Source organism: Klebsiella sp. NPDC088457 (genome assembly GCF_044900465.1).
GTDB lineage: Bacteria > Pseudomonadota > Gammaproteobacteria > Enterobacterales > Enterobacteriaceae > Klebsiella.
The window spans coordinates 12,388-29,626 of record NZ_JBJDNH010000039.1 but is presented as its reverse complement, the minus strand read 5'-3'; the positions used below and the strand labels follow the sequence as shown (position 1 = coordinate 29,626).

General features: G+C 57.1%; 21 protein-coding genes. 14 read left to right on the top strand and 7 right to left on the bottom strand.

Annotated elements, in window-relative coordinates; genetic code table 11:
- Positions 1 to 51: 51 nt before the first annotated feature.
- Both ACI2JR_RS21380 and ruvX read left to right on the top strand, forming a co-directional pair.
- Positions 52 to 615 carry a YqgE/AlgH family protein gene (locus ACI2JR_RS21380; protein ID WP_132729777.1) on the top strand — a complete coding sequence of 188 codons (564 nt, stop codon included), beginning with the start codon at positions 52 to 54 and terminating at the stop codon, positions 613 to 615.
- A complete protein-coding gene (gene ruvX, locus ACI2JR_RS21375; protein WP_462479422.1) occupies positions 615 to 1,031 on the top strand; it encodes a Holliday junction resolvase RuvX in 417 nt (138 codons plus the stop codon). The genes ACI2JR_RS21380 and ruvX overlap by 1 nt, the downstream gene beginning before the upstream one ends.
- Before the next feature lie 68 nt (positions 1,032 to 1,099).
- Here the strand turns inward: ruvX and ACI2JR_RS21370 are convergent, their stop codons facing one another.
- Both ACI2JR_RS21370 and ACI2JR_RS21365 read right to left on the bottom strand, forming a co-directional pair.
- Positions 1,100 to 1,753, bottom strand: a complete 654-nt coding sequence (locus ACI2JR_RS21370) for a LuxR C-terminal-related transcriptional regulator (RefSeq protein ID WP_462479421.1) — start codon at positions 1,751 to 1,753, stop codon at positions 1,100 to 1,102.
- A gap of 334 nt (positions 1,754 to 2,087) precedes the next feature.
- Positions 2,088 to 3,068, bottom strand: coding sequence for a type IV pilus twitching motility protein PilT (locus ACI2JR_RS21365; protein ID WP_132729775.1), 981 nt, complete (start codon positions 3,066 to 3,068; stop codon positions 2,088 to 2,090).
- Between the two features lie 16 nt (positions 3,069 to 3,084).
- On the opposite strand from ACI2JR_RS21365, the gene ACI2JR_RS21360 reads away from it, so the two are divergent.
- The 8 genes from ACI2JR_RS21360 to ACI2JR_RS21325 all read left to right on the top strand — a co-directional run bounded on the left by ACI2JR_RS21360 (position 3,085) and on the right by ACI2JR_RS21325 (position 9,881).
- The gene (locus ACI2JR_RS21360) at positions 3,085 to 3,789 is read left to right on the top strand and encodes a YggS family pyridoxal phosphate-dependent enzyme (protein WP_462479420.1); all 705 of its coding nucleotides are present in this window, start codon (positions 3,085 to 3,087) and stop codon (positions 3,787 to 3,789) included.
- 17 nt (positions 3,790 to 3,806) lie between these two features.
- Positions 3,807 to 4,373, top strand: coding sequence for a YggT family protein (locus tag ACI2JR_RS21355; RefSeq protein ID WP_132729773.1), 567 nt, complete (start codon positions 3,807 to 3,809; stop codon positions 4,371 to 4,373).
- On the top strand, positions 4,370 to 4,660 hold the full coding sequence (yggU, locus tag ACI2JR_RS21350; protein WP_132729772.1) for a DUF167 family protein YggU: 291 nt from the start codon (positions 4,370 to 4,372) through the stop codon (positions 4,658 to 4,660). Before ACI2JR_RS21355 ends, yggU begins: the two co-directional genes overlap by 4 nt.
- A gap of 12 nt (positions 4,661 to 4,672) precedes the next feature.
- Complete coding sequence (locus ACI2JR_RS21345) at positions 4,673 to 5,266, top strand: XTP/dITP diphosphatase (protein ID WP_132729819.1); 594 nt, start codon at positions 4,673 to 4,675, stop codon at positions 5,264 to 5,266.
- A complete protein-coding gene (hemW, locus tag ACI2JR_RS21340) occupies positions 5,259 to 6,398 on the top strand; it encodes a radical SAM family heme chaperone HemW (RefSeq protein ID WP_462479419.1) in 1,140 nt (379 codons plus the stop codon). The genes ACI2JR_RS21345 and hemW overlap by 8 nt, the downstream gene beginning before the upstream one ends.
- Before the next feature lie 310 nt (positions 6,399 to 6,708).
- Complete coding sequence (locus ACI2JR_RS21335; RefSeq protein ID WP_132729770.1) at positions 6,709 to 7,755, top strand: ABC transporter substrate-binding protein; 1,047 nt, start codon at positions 6,709 to 6,711, stop codon at positions 7,753 to 7,755.
- 61 nt (positions 7,756 to 7,816) lie between these two features.
- Positions 7,817 to 8,629, top strand: a complete 813-nt coding sequence (locus ACI2JR_RS21330; protein WP_462479418.1) for an ATP-binding cassette domain-containing protein — start codon at positions 7,817 to 7,819, stop codon at positions 8,627 to 8,629.
- 4 nt (positions 8,630 to 8,633) lie between these two features.
- Positions 8,634 to 9,881 (top strand): sugar ABC transporter permease, encoded by a 1,248-nt coding sequence (locus ACI2JR_RS21325; protein ID WP_132729768.1) that lies wholly within the window; start codon positions 8,634 to 8,636, stop codon positions 9,879 to 9,881.
- 52 nt (positions 9,882 to 9,933) lie between these two features.
- Here the strand turns inward: ACI2JR_RS21325 and ACI2JR_RS21320 are convergent, their stop codons facing one another.
- From ACI2JR_RS21320 to trmB, 3 genes are read right to left on the bottom strand one after another with little or no spacing between them, the layout of a single operon-like run.
- Complete coding sequence (locus ACI2JR_RS21320) at positions 9,934 to 10,653, bottom strand: YggN family protein (protein ID WP_132729767.1); 720 nt, start codon at positions 10,651 to 10,653, stop codon at positions 9,934 to 9,936.
- Positions 10,654 to 10,703: 50 nt separating this feature from the next.
- Positions 10,704 to 11,030 (bottom strand): YggL family protein, encoded by a 327-nt coding sequence (locus ACI2JR_RS21315; RefSeq protein ID WP_132729766.1) that lies wholly within the window; start codon positions 11,028 to 11,030, stop codon positions 10,704 to 10,706.
- Positions 11,030 to 11,749: a tRNA (guanosine(46)-N7)-methyltransferase TrmB gene (gene trmB / locus ACI2JR_RS21310; RefSeq protein WP_132729765.1), complete on the bottom strand. Its 720-nt coding sequence runs from the start codon at positions 11,747 to 11,749 to the stop codon at positions 11,030 to 11,032. Before trmB ends, ACI2JR_RS21315 begins: the two co-directional genes overlap by 1 nt.
- 136 nt (positions 11,750 to 11,885) lie before the next feature.
- Between trmB and mutY the strand changes: the two genes are divergently transcribed.
- The 4 genes from mutY to ACI2JR_RS21290 all read left to right on the top strand — a co-directional run bounded on the left by mutY (position 11,886) and on the right by ACI2JR_RS21290 (position 15,877).
- Positions 11,886 to 12,944 (top strand): A/G-specific adenine glycosylase, encoded by a 1,059-nt coding sequence (gene mutY, locus ACI2JR_RS21305; protein WP_462479417.1) that lies wholly within the window; start codon positions 11,886 to 11,888, stop codon positions 12,942 to 12,944.
- A 27-nt stretch (positions 12,945 to 12,971) separates the two neighbouring features.
- Positions 12,972 to 13,247, top strand: coding sequence for an oxidative damage protection protein (locus ACI2JR_RS21300; RefSeq protein WP_132729763.1), 276 nt, complete (start codon positions 12,972 to 12,974; stop codon positions 13,245 to 13,247).
- A 50-nt stretch (positions 13,248 to 13,297) separates the two neighbouring features.
- Positions 13,298 to 14,380, top strand: a complete 1,083-nt coding sequence (gene mltC, locus ACI2JR_RS21295; RefSeq protein ID WP_132729818.1) for a membrane-bound lytic murein transglycosylase MltC — start codon at positions 13,298 to 13,300, stop codon at positions 14,378 to 14,380.
- 237 nt (positions 14,381 to 14,617) lie between these two features.
- Entirely contained in the window at positions 14,618 to 15,877 is a 1,260-nt protein-coding gene (locus tag ACI2JR_RS21290; RefSeq protein ID WP_132729762.1) for a nucleoside permease, read from the top strand.
- Between the two features lie 40 nt (positions 15,878 to 15,917).
- Here the strand turns inward: ACI2JR_RS21290 and citG are convergent, their stop codons facing one another.
- Complete coding sequence (gene citG, locus ACI2JR_RS21285) at positions 15,918 to 16,721, bottom strand: triphosphoribosyl-dephospho-CoA synthase CitG (RefSeq protein ID WP_462479416.1); 804 nt, start codon at positions 16,719 to 16,721, stop codon at positions 15,918 to 15,920.
- Positions 16,699 to 17,238, bottom strand: coding sequence for a citrate lyase holo-[acyl-carrier protein] synthase (citX, locus tag ACI2JR_RS21280; protein WP_462479415.1), 540 nt, complete (start codon positions 17,236 to 17,238; stop codon positions 16,699 to 16,701). The genes citG and citX overlap by 23 nt, the downstream gene beginning before the upstream one ends.
- Between the last annotated feature and the right edge of the window lies 1 nt (position 17,239).

The window sequence follows — 17,239 nt, the reverse complement described above, 5'->3', positions numbered from 1 at the left end:
TTACCCGCATACTGGGTGCTGCTTTTTGAACCAGGAACAGAACCTCTGACAATGAATTTACAGCATCACTTTCTGATTGCCATGCCTGCTCTTCAGGATCCCATTTTCCGCCGCTCCGTGGTTTATATCTGCGAATACAACGACGAGGGCGCCATGGGTATTATCATCAATAAGCCGCTGGAAAATCTGCAGATTGACGGAATTCTGGAAAAATTGAATATCGTCGCTGAGCCGCGTAATCCGGACATTCGTCTGGATAAACCGGTGATGCTTGGCGGGCCGCTGGCCGAAGACCGCGGTTTTATTCTGCACTCGCCGCCCTCTGATTTTTCCTCCAGCATTCGTATTTCCGATAATACGGTGATCACCACCTCTCGCGACGTGCTGGAAACGCTTGGCACGGATAAGCAGCCAGACAACGTGCTGGTGGCGCTGGGCTACGCCTCATGGGAGAAAGGTCAGCTGGAGCAGGAAATTCTTGATAACGCCTGGCTGACGGCTCCGGCGGATCAAAATATTTTGTTTAAAACGCCGATAGCCGACCGCTGGCGTGATGCGGCGAGGCTGATTGGTATCGATATCGTGACGATGCCTGGCGTAGCGGGGCATGCGTAATGAGCGGAACGCTGCTGGGTTTTGATTTCGGCACCAAAAGCATCGGCGTCGCCGTCGGTCAACGCATTACCGGCACCGCTCGTCCCCTGCCGGCACTGAAAGCGCAGGACGGTAAACCGGACTGGAACGTTATCGAGAAGCTGCTTAAGGAGTGGCAGCCTGAGGCCGTCATCGTCGGCTTGCCGCTGAATATGGACGGCACAGAACAGCCGCTGACCGCGCGCGCACGTAACTTCGCCAATAAAATCCATGGTCGTTTTGGCGTGAAGATCACCCTCCACGACGAGCGCCTGAGCACGGTCGAAGCCCGCGCCGGGCTATTCGAGCACGGCGGATCTCGCGCCCTGAATAAAGGCAGCATCGATTCCGCCTCAGCGGTCATTATTCTGGAAAGCTACTTCGAGCAGGGTTTTTAAACCCGAACAGGGTTGATGACGCCACCTTCCGCACCATGGCGCCATCAACCTTACCGCGACTTATCGCCTTAGTGACGCAAGTGCTCATTCGCCCAGCTGACAGCCTGGGTACGGTTCTTCACGCTCAGTTTACGGAAAACGTTGTACAGATGGGTCCGCACCGTGTTCTCGCTAATAAACAGCGCACGGGCAATATCCATATTGGTCGCGCCGCCACGGAGCTCATTCAGAATTTCACATTCCCGCTCGGTCAGTGGGGAGCTTTCCGCCGGGCGCGATGCCTGATCCACGGCATACATCGCCGGGTGCATCACGCTCAATTCGGCCGTCTGTTGGCCATTAAGTACAGCCTTAATGCCCTCAATTAAACGCAATTCATCATCGTCGTGACGGAATACGCCATACAGAGCCGGCCACTGCGCCATTTCATAGAGTTCATATTTTTGCGCGCTGTTGATAATCAGCAGTCGCGGGTTATGAGCATAAGAACGAATAATATCTCGCCACGCACCATTCAGCTTTTTATTCGACACCGCGATATCAAACAATATTACACTCTCTTTCGAAAAACGCTGAGGCTGGGGCTTATTGATATTATGCAGCATCACCTTAACGGACAAGGCTTCGGTCAGGTAAGAGGCAAATGCCTTACTCTGAATAGTCGGATGAGTAATAAAGACAAGCTGACAAGAACAAGGAAAACTACCTGATAAATTAATCACTTAAAACTCTCCTTAGCAAGCGCCCACCATCATGGTGGTTAAATGAATCAAACCAGAATGACAAACAAATTAATAAATTTACATTTCAACACAATATTCTACAGGGACCCTCCTGGCCCCAGAAACAAGCATAATTCGAACCAATGAAAAGTGTCAAAAGATAATCTTATTTTTTCCCTGTTCTGCGAAGATAATATCATTTCAAAATTTATACCCGGCATTCCACACCGTAACAGACTTACCCTAAGCGATATTTCATTTTAATACCAACAAACATTAATAAAACATTACGATAACAACAAACTGGCATGACCACGGAATATTAAAGCGGCGCTTATAAGCGGCCAGATGATACACGTTGTTGAAAACTTTGCGTAAAAGTCTGCATTCCGGCCTGTTGTCCGGTTTGCATCACGCCGGGCAACTGATGAGTTTTCCCCTCACGGATCAAATTCGCCACCGCCGGGATATTGACCAAAAGCTCGTATAGCGCAACTCTTCCGCCTGAGGTATCCGGTAGCAATTTTTGCGCGAGTACCGCACACAAACTTCCTGCAAGCTGGCTACGGACCTGCTCTTTCTCCTGAGCGGGAAAGACGTCGACCAGCCGTTCAACCGCCTGTGCGGCCCCGCGGGTATGCAGTGTAGCCATCACCAGATGCCCGGTCTCAGCAGCGGTCAGCGCCAGACGGATGGTTTCGCTATCGCGCAGCTCCCCAAGAAGGATGACGTCGGGATCCTGGCGCAGCGCGACCCGTAAAGCTGCAGCAAAGGAGGGACTATGGCGACCGATTTCCCGTTGCTGAATCAGGCTTCGTTCACTGACATGGAGATATTCCACCGGATCTTCGAGGGTCAGAATATGGCCATCAAGACATTGATTAAGGTGGTTGACCATCGCTGCCAGGGTGGTCGATTTCCCGCTGCCGGTCGCGCCGGCGACCAGAATCAGACCGCTTTCTTCGCGCAGCAGTTCCGTCAGCGCCGTCGGGACGCTGAGCTCCTCAAGCCGGGGGCAGCTTCGCGGCAGTAAGCGCAGCGCCAGCGATAGTCCCCGCACGTGGGAAAATGCGCTGGCGCGAAGACGCGCGCCGCTGGCCAGCGTTAAGGCAAAGTCCACCTGCCCGTTGGCCTGCCACTGGGCTAACTGCTTTTCGTTAAGCCAGTCGTTAAGCAGTTTAGCGATATCCGGCGAGTGAAAAGGGGCCGCCTCCAGCTTTCCCTGGCGACGCCAGCGCGCCGCTGAGGCATTGCACAGGTGTAGATCGGAGACGTTATGCTTTACACTAAGGGCCACGATTTCTTCCAGCTCCATAACTCATCCTCGGAATATGAACGATATTGCGCATAACCTGGCACAGGTCCGGGACAAAATCTCAGACGCTGCCGCACGCTGCGGCCGCGCTCCAGAAGAAGTGACGTTGCTTGCAGTAAGTAAAACCAAACCTGTGAGCGCGATTGAAGAGGCGATGGCAGCAGGCCAGGTGGCTTTTGGTGAAAACTACGTTCAGGAAGGGGTGGAGAAAATTCGCCACTTTCAGCAGGCCGGCGCCCGACATCTGCAGTGGCACTTTATCGGGCCTTTGCAGTCCAACAAAAGCCGTCTGGTGGCGGAACACTTTGACTGGTGCCATACCGTCGATCGCCTGAAAATCGCCACGCGGCTTAGCGAGCAGCGTCCGGCGCACTTGCCACCGCTCAATGTATTGATTCAAATAAACATTAGCGATGAGCAAAGCAAATCGGGCATCCTTGTGCAGGCGCTGGACGCCCTGGCGGCGGAGATCGCCGCGCTGCCTAACCTGCGGTTGCGCGGGCTGATGGCTATTCCGGCACCTGAGTCAGAATATGTAAGGCAGTTTGCCGTGGCCCAACAAATGGCGGTAGCATTTGCGCGACTCAAAACGCATTACCCTACGGTCGATACCTTGTCTCTGGGCATGTCGGATGATATGGAAGCCGCAATCGCGGCGGGAAGCACGATGGTGCGCATCGGTACCGCGATATTCGGTGCGCGCGACTACAGCAAAAATTAAGGAATCTGAGGAACGCCATGAAGACGTTGACTTTCCTGCTGGCAACGGTCATTGAACTGTACACGATGATCATGTTGCTACGCGTCTGGATGCAGTGGGCACGCTGCGACTTTTACAACCCGTTTTCGCAGTTTGTCGTTAAGGTCACCCAGCCTATCGTCGGGCCGCTGCGACGCATTATTCCGGCCATGGGCCCTATCGACAGCTCTTCGCTGCTGATCGCATTCATTCTTTGCGTCATAAAGGCTATCGTGCTGTTTATGGTGGTTACCTTCCAGCCGATTATCTGGATTTCCGCGCTGCTGATTCTGATTAAAACCGTCGGCCTGCTCATTTTCTGGGTTCTGCTGCTGATGGCGATTATGAGCTGGGTCAGCCAGGGCCGTAGCCCGGTAGAGTTCGTTCTGATGCAGCTGGCCGATCCGCTGCTGCGCCCGATTCGCAGAATGCTGCCGTCAATGGGCGGTATCGACTTCTCGCCAATGGTGCTGGTGCTGCTGCTGTATGTGGTCAACATGGGCATCGCCGAGCTGCTGCAGGCGACGGGCAACGTTCTGCTTCCGGGGCTGTGGATGGCGCTATGAGTGCCGTCGAAGTCTGCGCTGACGGGTTGGTGCTGCGGCTGTATATTCAGCCCAAAGCCAGCCGCGACAGCATCGTAGGTTTACATGGCGACGAACTGAAAGTCGCCATTACCGCTCCACCCGTTGATGGTCAGGCTAACGCCCATCTGGTGAAATTCCTCGCCAAACAGTTTCGTGTCGCCAAAAGCCAGGTACTGCTTGAAAAAGGGGAGCTTGGCCGCCACAAACAGATAAAAATCATCAACCCGCAACAGATCCCGACCGCGGTCGCGGCGCTGACAGAATAAACAGGATTAATGATGCAAAAAGTTGTTCTCGCCACCGGTAACGCCGGCAAGGTTCGCGAGCTGGCCTCGCTGCTGGAAGATTTTGGTCTGGATATCGTGGCGCAAACCGATCTGGGCGTGGATTCCGCCGAAGAGACCGGGCTGACCTTTATCGAAAACGCGATTCTGAAAGCGCGCCATGCCGCTCAGATAACCGGGCTACCGGCCATTGCCGACGACTCCGGTATCGCGGTAGACGCTCTGGGCGGCGCGCCGGGGATCTATTCCGCCCGCTATTCCGGCGAAGATGCCAGCGACCAGCAGAATCTGGAAAAACTGCTTGATGCCCTGCAGGAGGTCCCGGACGAGCAACGGCAGGCGCAGTTCCACTGCGTGCTGGTCTATCTGCGTCATGCCGCCGATCCTACGCCGATCGTCTGTCATGGCAGCTGGCCGGGGGTGATTACCCGTAAAGCGGCAGGAACCGGCGGCTTCGGCTACGACCCGATTTTCTTTGTTCCGTCAGCGGGGAAAACCGCCGCGGAACTCAGCCGTGAAGAAAAAAGCGCCATCTCCCACCGTGGACGCGCGCTGAAACTGTTACTGGAAGCATTGCGTAATGGCTAATTTGCCGCCTCTGAGCCTGTATATTCATATCCCCTGGTGCGTACAGAAATGCCCGTACTGCGACTTTAACTCGCATGCGCTGAAGGGCGAGGTGCCGCACGATGACTATGTGCAGCATCTGCTGACCGACCTGCGGGCCGATGCGGCCTATGCCCAGGGGCGTGAAATCGGGACCATTTTTATCGGCGGCGGTACGCCGAGCCTGCTTTCCGGCCCGGCGATGCAAACCCTGCTCGACGGCGTACGCGACTGCCTGCCATTGGCCGCCGCGGCGGAGATCACCATGGAGGCCAACCCTGGCACCGTGGAAGCCGATCGCTTCGTCGAGTACCAGCGCGCGGGAGTGAACCGCATCTCCATCGGCGTGCAAAGCTTTAGCGAGCCTAAACTGCAGCGCCTGGGTCGTATTCACGGCCCGGACGAAGCCAAACGGGCGGCGCATCTGGCCAACGGCCTCGGGCTGCGCAGCTTCAACCTCGATCTGATGCACGGTCTGCCGGACCAGTCGCTGGATGAGGCGCTGGACGATCTGCGTCAGGCGATTGCACTCAATCCGCCGCATCTCTCTTGGTATCAGCTGACCATTGAGCCGAATACCCTGTTCGGTTCGCGCCCGCCGGTACTGCCGGATGACGACGCGCTGTGGGATATTTTTGAGCAGGGGCATCGCCTGCTGACGGCGGCGGGCTATCAGCAGTATGAAACCTCGGCCTATGCCAAACCGGGCTATCAGTGTCAGCACAACCTGAACTACTGGCGCTTTGGCGACTACCTCGGCATCGGCTGCGGGGCGCACGGCAAGATTACCTTCCCGGACGGGCGGATCCTGCGTACCGCAAAAACGCGCCATCCGCGGGGGTACATGGAAGGTCGTTACCTCGAACGCCAGCATGATGTCGAGGTCAACGATAAACCGTTCGAGTTCTTTATGAACCGTTTTCGTCTGCTGGAAGCCGCGCCGCGCCGCGAATTCAGCCGCTATACCGGCCTGGATGAGCGCGTGATTCGCCAGCAACTCGATGCCGCCATCGCCCAGGGCTACCTGGTTGAAGATGCTCACGCCTGGCAGATAACCGAGCACGGCAAGCTGTTTTTAAACTCGCTGCTGGAGCTGTTTCTCAGCGAAGAGTAACGCCGCGGGCGGCCCTCCGCCGCCCGTTTTTTCCTGCATTCCTCCTCTCACCGTCGTTTTTTTCACCCGCGCTTCGGTCAAATCCCCTGCTGGTTTTTTATTCAATTCTTTGCAACCAATCACAAATCTGCATCAACATTTTTCCATTTCTTGACTCCATTTTTGCGCGGTGGTAATCCTGCTTCATCGGTTGAGCAAATGTAAAACCGAAGTATCCTACATGTGAAATATTGGTAACTCTTATTAAAAAAGTCTTGATGACGTTGGCGCAGCCCGGCGGATTCAAGCATATAAAAAAGAGGGTAATACAATGAATTACCGTAATATTTTTATCGCACTCGCAACAATATCCGGCGGAATTGTCGCCTCTGCTCACGCGGCGGAATCCGCCACCGTGGCATTTCTCATGCCCGACCAGGCCTCCACCCGCTATGAACAGCATGATTTCCCGGGATTCAAAGCCGAAATGAGCAAGCTGTGCGCCGATTGCAAAGTCATTTATCAAAATGCTAATGCCAGCGCCACGCTACAGCAGCAGCAATTCAACTCGGTCATCGCCCAGGGGGCGAAGGTTATCGTGCTCGATCCGGTAGACTCCTCCGCCGCCGCCGCGTTGGTGGAAAACGCCCAGGCGCAGGATGTCAAAGTGATCGCCTACGATCGCCCTATCCCCGGCAAACCGGCGGATTTCTACGTTTCGTTTGATAACGAAGGGATTGGCTATGCGATTTCTAAATCGTTGGTCGACCATCTGAAAGAGAGCGGCGTGGCGAAAGACGCCGGAGTCCTGCAAATTAACGGCTCGCCGACCGATGCTGCCGCCGGTTTGATTCGCGACGGTATCCATCGCGGCCTGAAAGAGTCGGGGTATAAAACGCTGGCGGAGTTCGATACTCCGGAGTGGGCGCCGCCAAAAGCGCAGGAGTGGGCCGCCGGGCAAATCACCCGCTTCGGCGACCAGATTAAAGGCGTGGTCGCCGCCAATGATGGCACCGGCGGCGGCGCGATCGCCGCCTTTAAAGCCGCCGGCGTCCAGCCCGTGCCGCCGGTCACCGGTAACGACGCCACTATCGCCGCGCTGCAGTTAATCATCGCCGGCGACCAGTACAACACCATCTCCAAACCGTCAGAAATCGTTGCCGCCGCCGCGGCGAAAGTGGCCGTGGAACTCATTCAGGGTAAGAAACCGCAGGCGAGCACTACGCTGTACAACACGCCTTCTCAGCTCTTTACCCCGGCGGTGATCACCGTAAAAAATATCAAAGCGGAAATCTTCGATAAAAAGATCCAGACCTACGCTCAGGTGTGTACCGGCGAGTATGCCGCGGCCTGCCAGAAATTAGGTATTGAGAAATAATGCTGCCCCTGCGCCCGTCGTCGCCGACGGACGCAGTTTCGCCATCATTGAGGTCTTTTTTATGTCGCAACAACAAGACATCGTCGCCAGCACCAGGCAACCGATTCTGAAACTGAGTAATGTCTCCAAACACTTTGGCGCGGTCTCCGCATTGACGGATATTGAGCTGGAGGTTCATGCCGGCGAAGTGGTCGCCCTGGTCGGCGATAACGGCGCGGGAAAATCCACGCTGGTCAAAATCCTCGCCGGCGTACATCAGCCGACCACCGGCACCATCGAGTTCGACGGTCAGAGCGTGACCCTGGATAGCCCGGGGAAAGCGCTGGAATACGGTATCGCCACGGTCTTTCAGGATTTAGCGCTGTGCGAAAACCTCGACGTGGTGGCAAACCTGTTTTTAGGTCACGAGATTTCACCTTTGCAGCTCGACGAGGTGGCGATGGAGGTTCGGGCATGGACGCTGTTGCAGGAGCTGGCCGCCAGAATTCCGTCGGTTCGCGAGCCCGTCGCCTCGCTCTCCGGCGGCCAGCGCCAGACCGTGGCGATTGCGCGCTCCCTGCTGATGAACCCCAAAATTATCATGCTCGATGAACCCACAGCGGCGCTCGGCGTCGCCCAGACGGCGGAAGTTCTCAACCTGATTGAACGCGTTCGCGAGCGCGGCCTCGGGGTGATTATTATCAGCCACAACATGGAAGACGTCCGCGCGGTGGCCGATCGCATCGTGGTGCTGCGGCTCGGGCGCAATAAAGGCATCTTCACCCCCGACGCATCCAACCAGGACCTCGTGGCGGCCATTACCGGTGCGACTGAGAACGCCGTTTCACGCCGCGTCGAACGTAAATCACAGTTAAGTTCTTCTGGAGTGATTTAATTTTATGAACAGCAAGACAGAATCCCGCCCCGCTTTGGATCGCAGCGATGAGCGCGTCCAGCACAACGACGGTCTGTTCGGCGCGGTGCGCGCGCAAATCAATCGTATCAAGACCGGCGATCTGGGCACCGCCCCGGTTATCGCCGGGCTAATCGTGATCTCATTGGTTTTCACCTGGCTCAATCCGGTCTTTATTGCGCCCAATAACCTGGTGAACCTGCTTTTTGACTGCGCCACCGTGGGATTTATCTCGCTGGGGATCGTCTGCGTGCTGATGCTTGGCGAAATCGATCTCTCGGTTGGCTCGATGAGCGGTCTCTCCTCGGCGATCGTCGGCGTACTGTGGGTGAACGCCGGCTGGCCGGTGGCCGCGGCGATTGCCGTCGCGCTGCTGTGCGGTATCGCCGTCGGCCTGATTTACGCGCTGTTGTATAACCGCGTCGGAATGCCAAGCTTCGTCGCAACGCTGGCTGGCCTGCTGGCGCTGCTCGGACTGCAGCTGTATATCCTCGGCCCCAGCGGCAGCATCAACCTGCCCTACGCGTCCCCGCTGGTGCGCTTCGGCCAGCTGATGGTGATGCCGGGCTGGTTCTCCCATATCATGGCGCTGTTGCCCGGGTTGGCGATACTCGCCTTTGGCGTCAAAACCCGGACGCGCCGCCTGGCCGCGAACCTTTCTGCGGAAGCCGTCAGCTCGCTGCTGCTGCGCGCCGTTCTGCTGACGGTAATCTTTGAAGCCGCCGTTTTCTATCTCAACCTCGGGCGCGGCATACCGTGGATTTTCGGCCTGTTCGTCGCCTTCGTGATGATCCTCAACTATGCGCTCAAGCGGACCAAATGGGGGCGCTCAATGTTTGCCGTCGGCGGCAACCGCGAGGCCGCTCGCCGTTCGGGGATCAACGTGCGGGCTATTTACGTCAGCGCCTTTGTGCTCTGTACCACGCTGGCGACGTTCGGCGGCATCCTGGCCGCTTCCCGTCTGGCCTCCGCCAGCCAGCAGGCCGGAACCGGCGATGTGAACCTGAATGCCATTGCGGCGGCGGTGATCGGCGGCACCAGCCTGTTCGGCGGGCGCGGCAGCGCCTGGTCCGCTCTGCTGGGGATCATCGTGATTCAGTCGATATCGAATGGTCTGACGCTGTTGAATCTGCCGTCATCGCTGCGCTACATCATTACCGGCTGCGTGCTGGCGATAGCGGTGATTATTGACTCTCTGGCCCGCCGCTCCCGCGTATCGCACGGGCGAGCCTGAGATCAGAGGACGCGGTACGCCCCGGAATTCCGGGGCGTACCGCAAAAAAGCGTTATTTCAGCGAGCTTACCAGCGCCTTACGGCTCTCTTCGAGAGAGACCACGCGGCTACAGACGTCTTTGCCAAATTTCTGGAAATCCGCTTCCTGGTTTTTCCATTCTTCCTGAATCGCCGTTTGCAGACCGCCAAGACTGCCAAGGATCCCCTGCAGCGGGTTGCCTCCGCCTTTCAGCACCGCCTTCGCGCCCATCTCGTTAATGCTGTCCTGCAGGATCCCGCCCATCGCCTGGTTAACCAGCTGCTGGCCGTCGGCACGTACCTGATCGATCGCTTTATAGTGGAAGGTCAGGCCGTCGCTGCGATGTTCAATGATGCGGTTCATCTGGGTTTTCAGCTGCGCATCGAGCTTCGTCAGACGACCGTGCATACTGCTGCTGGTGCCGACCTGCTCGGTAATGATTTTATCCAGCGCCTGACGCCCCTTCTCGACTCTGGCGCGCGCGCCGTCATCTATCCACGGCAGGCTGCTGCGCAAGCCTGCCTGATAATCCTGAGCCTGCTCGCGCTGGGCGGCCGTCAGAGTATACTGTTTTCCGTTCCAGGTCAGGTTGCCGTCCGGCATAATCACCAGATCGCCGTTCTCCCCTTTCACCTGCACCTGGTGTGGGCTGAGGATCACGTCGTCACGCGGCGTGACGCTACACTGATAGTCCGCATGGGCGGACAGAGCGGTCACGGACAGCGCCACCGCCAGCAGCGTTTTGCGCATCATAAAACTCCCTTCAGACAAAACGGGTCGGCAATTGCCGACCCTTGTCAGACTTAGTCCCACCAGACGTCAAAAAGTTCGCTGGTGCGCACATCGGCAAGCCCGCGATCTTCCAGCCACTTGCGCACGAGAGCCTGGTGCTCTTCGGTGCATTTACCGATTTCCTGCATGCAGATCAGGCCTTCCCAGGAGAGGTAGCCGCTGCCGTCAAACGCCAGTTTGTTCGGCTCAATCACTTCATTAATCAGGTCATTCACGGTCTGATCGATATGCTCTTCAGTGCTCCCTTCCGGGAAACGCCAGGCGACGGAAAAGCCCATTTCCTGAAATTCGTCGATATGCATTTTTTTACGCAGACGACGGCTACGATTCTTTGCCATTATTTCACCCTTTCGAACATTAAGTCCCATACGCCGTGGCCAAGACGATGGCCACGCTGTTCAAATTTGGTTACCGGGCGCGATTCCGGGCGCGGTACATAATCGTTGCTTGCAGACTGGTTACGATACCCATCAAGCGATGACATCACCTCCAGCATATGCCCGGCATACGCTTCCCAGTCGGTCGCCATATGGAAGACGCCGCCCAGCTTCAGTTTGCTTTTCACCAGCTCGGCAAAAGGCGCCTGGACGATACGGCGTTTATTATGCCGCGCTTTATGCCACGGGTCAGGGAAAAACAGCTGGACCATATTGAGCGAGTTGTCCGGGATCATGGTGTGCAACACTTCAACCGCATCGTGACACATCACGCGCAGGTTCTGCACCCCCTCTTCCTCGGCGGAAGCCAGACAGGCTCCCACGCCCGGGGAGTGTACCTCAATACCGAGAAAATTCTGCTCGGGTTTCGCTTTCGCCATCGCCACCAGCGAGGCGCCCATGCCGAAACCGATTTCGAGGGTCACCGGCGCTTCGCGGCCAAACAGGGTCGGGAAGTCGAGCGGCGCATCGTTGAACTCAACGCCCATCACCGGCCAAATAGTGTCCAGCGCGTGCTGCTGCCCTTTGGTCAGGCGGCCCTGGCGGCGGACGAAGCTACGAATGCGGCGCAGCGGGCGGCCGTTTTCATCGAATTCCGGAGATATGACGTCGTTTTTCATAAAAGTTAAGTCTGCTTGTGAGAGTGTGCGGAAAACGGGCATTATCCAAAGTTACCCGGCGGATGCAAGGGTTTACAGCCTGTCGCCCTTATGCTGCAATCTGCCCCCCTGTTATCGCGATTCCGGAGCTGTAGCTTTGACTTTTCTCGCCGCGCAATTTTCAGCCCAGGTGCTGGACTGGTACGACAAATACGGGCGTAAAACCCTGCCTTGGCAAATCGGCAAAACGCCCTACAAAGTATGGCTCTCTGAGGTGATGTTGCAACAAACGCAGGTCGCTACGGTGATTCCCTATTTCGAACGCTTTATGGCCCGCTTCCCGACGGTAACCGATCTGGCCGCGGCGCCGCTGGATGAAGTCCTGCATCTGTGGACCGGGCTCGGCTATTACGCCCGCGCGCGGAATTTACATAAGGCGGCGCAGCAGGTGGCGAGCCTGCACGGCGGCGAGTTCCCGCAGACCTTTGATGAAGTCGCCGCGTTGCCCGGCGTCGGGCGTTCCACGGCGGGGGCAATCTTATCCCTCTCCCTTGGTAAGCATTATCCGATTCTCGATGGCAACGTGAAACGCGTGCTGGCGCGCTGCTACGCGGTCAGCGGCTGGCCGGGGAAAAAAGAGGTCGAGAAACAGCTGTGGGAAATCAGCGAAGCGGTCACGCCGGCAGCCGGGGTCGAGCGCTTTAACCAGGCGATGATGGATCTCGGGGCGATGGTCTGCACCCGCTCGAAACCGAAATGCGAGATCTGTCCGCTCAATAACGGCTGCGTGGCCTATGCCAACCATTCATGGGCACAATATCCGGGCAAAAAGCCGAAACAGATTATTCCGCAGCGGACGGGCTATTTCCTGCTGATGCAGCACGGCAATGAGGTGTTTCTCGCGCAACGTCCGCCGGTGGGTTTATGGGGCGGATTATTCTGTTTTCCGCAGTTTGAGGAGGAAGCCGGACTCCGCGAGTGGCTGGCTCAGCGGCAGATAAAGGCCGACAATCTGACGCAGCTGACCGCGTTCCGCCACACTTTCAGCCATTTCCATCTGGATATTGTGCCGATGTGGCTTACAGTAGATTCATCTGGCGCATGCATGGATGAAGGCAACGCACTCTGGTATAACTTAGCCCAGCCGCCGTCGGTCGGACTGGCGGCTCCCGTGGAGCGCCTGTTGCAACAGTTAAAGGCCGGGGCACCTGCCTGACTTTCTGGCGAATAAAGAGGATGAATAATGAGCAGAACGATTTTTTGTACTTTCCTGCAGCGTGAAGCGGATGGCCAGGATTTCCAGCTGTATCCGGGCGAGCTAGGCAAACGTATCTATAACGAAATTTCAAAAGAGGCCTGGGCGCAGTGGCAACACAAACAGACCATGCTGATCAACGAGCAAAAGCTCAACATGATGAACCTGGAGCACCGCAAGCTGCTGGAGCAGGAGATGATCAAATTCCTGTTTGAAGGCAAAGATGTGCACATCGAAGGCTACACGCCGCCGGAAAAACAGTAAGGGCCTGACGGCTCTTAAGCACAACAAACACAACGCACGCTCCCGGAATGATGAAAAAATATTTAGCGCTAGCGCTCATTGCGCCTTTGCTCGTTTCGTGTTCCACCTCGAATAAACGAGGTGGCGAGTACAACGAAGCCTGGGTTAAGGACACCAACGGCTTTGATATTCTGATGGGGCAGTTTGCCCATAACGTCGAAAATATTTGGGGTTATAACGAGGTTCTGCTCGCCGGGCCGAAGGACTACGTTAAATATACCGATCAGTATCAGACCCGCAGCCACATCAACTTTGATGAGGGGACCATCACCGTCGAGACCATCGCCGGTACCGACCCCGCCGGGCGCTTGCGCCAGGCGATTATCAAAACCCTGCTGATGGGCGACGATCCGAACTCTATCGACCTCTATTCCGATGTCGACGACATTCAGATCTCGAAAGAGCCGTTTCTCTATGGCCAGGTGGTGGATAACACCGGCGAGTCGATTCGCTGGGAGTGGCGCGCCGCGCGCTTTGCCGACTATCTGCTGCAAACTCGCCTGAAGAGCCGCAGCAACGGCCCGCGGATGATCTACAGCATCACCATCAATCTGGTGCCTAACCACCTCGACAAACGTGCGCATAAATACCTTGGACTGGTACGCCAGTCGGCGCGTAAGTATGGCGTCGATGAGTCGCTGATTCTGGCGATTATGCAGACCGAATCCTCTTTCAACCCTTACGCCGTCAGCCACGCGGATGCCCTGGGTCTGATGCAGGTTGTGCAGCACAGCGCCGGGAAAGACGTGTTCCGTTCGCAGGGCAAATCAGGGCTGCCAAGCCGCAGCTACCTGTTCGATCCGGCAAATAATATCGATACCGGCACCGCCTATCTGGCGATGCTGAGCAACGTTTATCTGTCGGGCATCGATAACCCGACCTCGCGTCGCTATGCCGTGATCACCGCCTATAACGGCGGCGCAGGTAGCGTATTGCGCGTCTTCTCCAGCGATAAGGTCCAGGCGGCCAATATCATCAACAGCATGACGCCGGGGGATGTCTACTCCACTCTCACCAGCCGCCACCCCTCGGCGGAGTCTCGCCGTTATCTTTACAAGGTCAACATGGCGCAGAAGACCTACCGCCGGAAATAAACGTCGTCTCCCCGCCGCTGTCCTCTCCTCGTGAGAGGGCAGCATGGCGCTCTCTTTCCCTGTCACCCATACGAAAATGTTATTTGCATCACAATCTAATCTGCAAATTAATGTGGATTGCATTTTTTTGCGGAAGGTAACAAAACATGACGCCGTTTACTGATAAGATTTCATCAAATAACAGTCATGAACGTTATTATAACAACACATCCCCCGCTATCTTGTGAGGAAAATAACATGAACCTTAAGCTGCAGCTTAAAATATTGTCGTTTCTGCAGTTCTGCCTGTGGGGTAGCTGGCTGACTACACTTGGCTCCTATATGTTTGTGACGCTTAAGTTCGATGGCGCGTCTATCGGCGCCGTTTACAGCTCGCTCGGTATTGCGGCAGTCCTGATGCCCACCCTGCTGGGCATCGTGGCGGATAAATGGATCAGCGCGAAGTGGGTCTATGCGCTGTGTCATCTGGTGGGGGCAGGTACGCTGTTTATGGCGGCCCAGGTCACCACGCCAGGGGAGATGTTCTTCGTCATCCTGCTTAACTCGTTGGCCTATATGCCAACGCTGGGCCTAATCAACACCATTTCCTACTATCGCCTGAAATCCGCCGGCCTGGATATCGTGACCGATTTCCCGCCGATTCGTATCTGGGGCACCATCGGCTTTATCATAGCGATGTGGGGCGTCAGCTTCGCGGGCTTCGAACTGAGCCATATGCAGCTGTACATCGGCGCGACGCTTTCCGTGTTGCTGGCGCTGTTCACCCTGACCCTGCCGCATATTCCGGTCTCGAACCAGCAGAAAAACCAGAGCTGGAGCACCATGCTGGGCCTGGATGCCTTTGCGCTGTTCAAAAACAAACGTATGGCGATTTTCTTTATCTTCTCCATGCTGTTGGGCGCCGAGCTGCAAATCACCAACATGTTCGGGAATACCTTCCTGCACAGCTTCGATAATAACCCGCTGTTCTCCGGCAGCTTTATCGTCGAGCACGCGTCGGTGATGATGTCGATCTCGCAGATCTCCGAAACGCTGTTCATTCTGACCATCCCGTTCTTCCTGAGCCGCTACGGTATCAAGAACGTGATGCTGATCAGTATCTTCGCCTGGATGCTGCGCTTCGGTCTGTTCGCCTATGGCGATCCGACGCCGTTCGGCACCGTGCTGCTGGTGCTGTCGATGATTGTCTACGGTTGCGCCTTCGACTTCTTCAACATCTCCGGTTCGGTGTTTGTCGAGAAAGAGGTCAAACCTGAAATTCGCGCCAGCGCCCAGGGGATGTTCCTGATGATGACCAACGGCTTCGGCTGTATTCTCGGCGGCGTGGTCAGCGGGAAAGTGGTGGAGATGTATACCACTAACGGTATTACCGACTGGCAGCCGGTGTGGCTGATCTTTGCCGCCTATTCGCTGGTGCTGGCCGTCGCCTTCGTCGCCCTGTTCAAGTACAAACACGTGCGTGTGCCGGCAGGCGCTCAGACGACTGTCGCGCATTAATACGCGGTACCTCCCCTCTCCCGTTCAGGGGGGAGGGGCATTACCCGCACTTCGCTAAAACCCACCCCACCGACAAGAGATCCGCACTCCCACCCGGGCTTAAATGGCGCGCTATCAGCGCCCTGTCCATTGCCAGCAGCCGGCGGCGATCCCAGCCGTTTGTCAGCAGCGTTTGCGCATAGTTCTGCACATACCTCAGCCCGTCCATTCCGCCGCGCGCTACCAGATTGCTGTCCGGATTCACCGCCATCAGGCGCAGCAATAAATCATGCAGCTGGCGACCGTCCCAGCGGGGCAAGACGCTGCGCACCGTCGCAAAACCGCTTTCCGCCTCGCCGCGCGCGCCGGTTAACCCCCACTGCTGAAACTGGCGTTCGCCTGCGGTGGCCGCCCCGCGACGCCCCGCCAGCTCGCGCGCCACCAGCCCGCGGCAAAGAAGACTCACCTCGGCGCAGAGGCTTTCCGCGCTGACATTGCGCAGGCGTCCGGCGGCAAAACAGAGCAGGCCGAGAGCGAATATCCCGCCCTTGTGCGTATTTACCCCGCCGGTCGCCGCATACATCGCCTGCTCGCAGGCAATGCCCATCGGGCGAAGCCGTCGCAGCTGCCCGGCGGCGGGTTTCTCCGCATGGGCAAACCCCAGCTCGGCAAAGCGGGAAAACCACGGCGCCACCGCCGCAATGCTGCGGACAAACAGGGCGTGGTCCATATCGCGGTGGGAGCCGCTGTTGAGCCGATCCACCAGCCCCGGTTTCGGCGTCAGCTCCAGCTCCTGCCACAGCGCCTCCTGCGCTAAACGCGGTACGTCCACCGCGCGGCGTTTAGTCGCGAGCAAACCAATCATGAATGATCTTCTCCACGCTCATGACCAACTGCTCCACCGGATGCCTGCGCGAGCGGGAACAGGCGTGCGCCGGTTCGTCGCAAATCAGACAGCGGCGCAGATGCAGACCCAGCGAAAGACGCCCGACATGGCCATCCTGCGGACAAATGACATCCAGATCCCACAGCCTGCCGAGCGGATGACTCTGTTCCAGCGCCGCGCAGTGGGCCTTGATCTCCGGGGCGCCGTGCGCCACGCACCACATCGCTTCCGGCCCGGTCGGCAGCCACCACACCTGGCGGTCCAGCACCGGCCAGCGGTTCTCCCACAGCAGCTGGTCGCCCATCTGGAGCGCCACCCCCATGGTATTGCGGTAGCGCGGAGTATCTTTGACCATTCCCGGCGTGACCAGGGTCAGAGAGATAATGGGTTGTTGATACCGTGTCAGCCAGTCAGCCTGACGCGCCGCACGGTGTTCTTTCGCCGCCAGCCACGCCTCCAGGCTGACACCCGCTTCCGCGGGCGTCGCAGTGGTCATA

Coding starts and splice junctions, on each gene's coding strand:
- ACI2JR_RS21380 (WP_132729777.1), top strand. CDS start 52: ATGAATTTACAGCATCACTTTCTGATTGCCATGCCTGCTCTTCAGGAT.
- ruvX (WP_462479422.1), top strand. CDS start 615: ATGAGCGGAACGCTGCTGGGTTTTGATTTCGGCACCAAAAGCATCGGC.
- ACI2JR_RS21365 (WP_132729775.1), bottom strand. CDS start 3,068: ATGGAGCTGGAAGAAATCGTGGCCCTTAGTGTAAAGCATAACGTCTCC.
- ACI2JR_RS21360 (WP_462479420.1), top strand. CDS start 3,085: ATGAACGATATTGCGCATAACCTGGCACAGGTCCGGGACAAAATCTCA.
- ACI2JR_RS21355 (WP_132729773.1), top strand. CDS start 3,807: ATGAAGACGTTGACTTTCCTGCTGGCAACGGTCATTGAACTGTACACG.
- yggU (WP_132729772.1), top strand. CDS start 4,370: ATGAGTGCCGTCGAAGTCTGCGCTGACGGGTTGGTGCTGCGGCTGTAT.
- ACI2JR_RS21345 (WP_132729819.1), top strand. CDS start 4,673: ATGCAAAAAGTTGTTCTCGCCACCGGTAACGCCGGCAAGGTTCGCGAG.
- hemW (WP_462479419.1), top strand. CDS start 5,259: ATGGCTAATTTGCCGCCTCTGAGCCTGTATATTCATATCCCCTGGTGC.
- ACI2JR_RS21335 (WP_132729770.1), top strand. CDS start 6,709: ATGAATTACCGTAATATTTTTATCGCACTCGCAACAATATCCGGCGGA.
- ACI2JR_RS21330 (WP_462479418.1), top strand. CDS start 7,817: ATGTCGCAACAACAAGACATCGTCGCCAGCACCAGGCAACCGATTCTG.
- ACI2JR_RS21325 (WP_132729768.1), top strand. CDS start 8,634: ATGAACAGCAAGACAGAATCCCGCCCCGCTTTGGATCGCAGCGATGAG.
- ACI2JR_RS21320 (WP_132729767.1), bottom strand. CDS start 10,653: ATGATGCGCAAAACGCTGCTGGCGGTGGCGCTGTCCGTGACCGCTCTG.
- ACI2JR_RS21315 (WP_132729766.1), bottom strand. CDS start 11,030: ATGGCAAAGAATCGTAGCCGTCGTCTGCGTAAAAAAATGCATATCGAC.
- trmB (WP_132729765.1), bottom strand. CDS start 11,749: ATGAAAAACGACGTCATATCTCCGGAATTCGATGAAAACGGCCGCCCG.
- ACI2JR_RS21300 (WP_132729763.1), top strand. CDS start 12,972: ATGAGCAGAACGATTTTTTGTACTTTCCTGCAGCGTGAAGCGGATGGC.
- mltC (WP_132729818.1), top strand. CDS start 13,298: ATGAAAAAATATTTAGCGCTAGCGCTCATTGCGCCTTTGCTCGTTTCG.
- ACI2JR_RS21290 (WP_132729762.1), top strand. CDS start 14,618: ATGAACCTTAAGCTGCAGCTTAAAATATTGTCGTTTCTGCAGTTCTGC.
- citG (WP_462479416.1), bottom strand. CDS start 16,721: ATGATTGGTTTGCTCGCGACTAAACGCCGCGCGGTGGACGTACCGCGT.
- citX (WP_462479415.1), bottom strand. CDS start 17,238: ATGACCACTGCGACGCCCGCGGAAGCGGGTGTCAGCCTGGAGGCGTGG.